The sequence below is a fragment of the Candidatus Protofrankia californiensis genome, from assembly GCF_900634765.1.
Taxonomy (GTDB): Bacteria; Actinomycetota; Actinomycetes; order Frankiales; family Frankiaceae; genus Protofrankia; species Protofrankia californiensis.
The window spans coordinates 11,822-13,318 of the sequence record NZ_CAAAFT010000095.1 but is presented as its reverse complement, the minus strand read 5'-3'; the positions used below and the strand labels follow the sequence as shown (position 1 = coordinate 13,318).

1 protein-coding gene and 1 pseudogene are annotated in these 1,497 nt (G+C 71.1%); both read left to right on the top strand.

The features are described from left to right. Positions 1-249: pseudogene (locus DD1DGNOD_RS05670) on the top strand (glycosyltransferase family 2 protein); the annotation flags it as partial. 169 nt (positions 250-418) lie between these two features. Next, positions 419-1,497, top strand: a 1,079-nt coding sequence (locus DD1DGNOD_RS05665; protein WP_241255484.1) for a serine/threonine-protein kinase, incomplete at its 3' end; no start/stop codon positions are given.

The window sequence follows — 1,497 nt, the reverse complement described above, 5'->3', positions numbered from 1 at the left end:
GCATACATGGGCGGAAAAAAGCCGACGGCGACAGCGCAGCTGCTGAACGACGTCGAGAACGGCAGGTTCTCCGGCCCGGTGACCCCGGCGCAGATCACCCAGGGTCGCGACGACTTCGCCAGACTCGGCGTGCGTGCGGTCGTACTCGGCCCGGCGAAGCACACGGACGCACTCCTCAACACGGTGACGTTGCTGGCCGGGCGCCCGCCGGAGTTCTCCGCCGGCGTGTACGTCTGGCACCTGTCGTGACACTGACGGCACCCGCCATGACACCGGCGGGCCCCGCTCGCAGCGACACCGGCGGGCCCCGCCCGCAGCATGCCGGTGCGCGATGAAGCCGACGAAGCCGACGTGTGATGAAGTAGGCCGAGCGATGTTCATGGGGAGGTGAGATGGCCGGATGCCGCTGGAGCGCCACGTGACGTCGAAAGCCGGGCAGGACGCACACTCCGGCCGGATTGTTGGAGGTCGTTACCGGCTCGGCGCCGAACTCGGCCACGGCGGTTTCGGCGTGGTGTACGCGGCAACCGACGAACTGCTACGGCGGGATGTCGCCGTCAAGGAGATCCGCCTCCCGCGGTCGATCTCTGCCGACGAGCGGGCGGTCCTGCGCCAGCGGGTGCTGCGCGAGGCACGCTCGGCAGGCCGGCTCCAGCATCCCGGGCTCGTCCCGGTCTTCGACGTGCTCGACGCCGACGGCCGCCCGTGGATCGTCATGGAGCTCGTGGACGGCCACTCCCTGGCGGAGATCATCCGCGACGAGGGGCCGTTGCCGCGTGAGCGGGTAGCCCGGATCGGCATCAGCCTCGCCTACGCCCTGGAGGCCGCACACCGGACGGGGATCGTCCACCGGGACGTGAAACCGGCAAACGTCCTGATCAGCGCGGACAGGCGCGCCCGGCTGACGGACTTCGGCATCGCCCTGTCCGCCGGGGATCCGACCCTGACCCGCACCGGTGTCCTGCTGGGTTCACCTTCCTACATCGCCCCGGAAAGGGCTCGCGGGGAAGCGGGCGGTCCGGGCAGTGACGTCTGGGCGCTGGGCGCAACCCTGTTCACCGCCGTCGAGGGTGGTACGCCGTACGAGCGCGACAGCGCCATCGCGACGCTGACAGCGATTGTCGACGGCAGGCGCCATCCCTTCCGGCTGGCCGGGGCCCTCGCGCCGATTCTTGATGATCTTATGGCGGTGAATCCGTCCGAGCGCCCATCGCTGTCCCTGACAAGGCGGCGGCTGCGGAAGGTCAGCGAGCGGGAGACCTCCCGCCGGCTGTCCGGCCCGCGCGTGAACCACTCCGACCGGGAGCGTTCCCCCCGTGCGCCGGCGGGTCGTGCCGGCACGGCACCAAGCGCGGCCCCGGTCGGGTTCGTCCCCGCCGGGACAGGCCCCGCGCAGACGACCGGGACGAACCCGGCAGCGGGAAAAGCACTGGTTGCCACCGGCACCGGCGACAGTCCCGAAGCCGGCCACCCACGAACCGGCCACCCACGAACCGG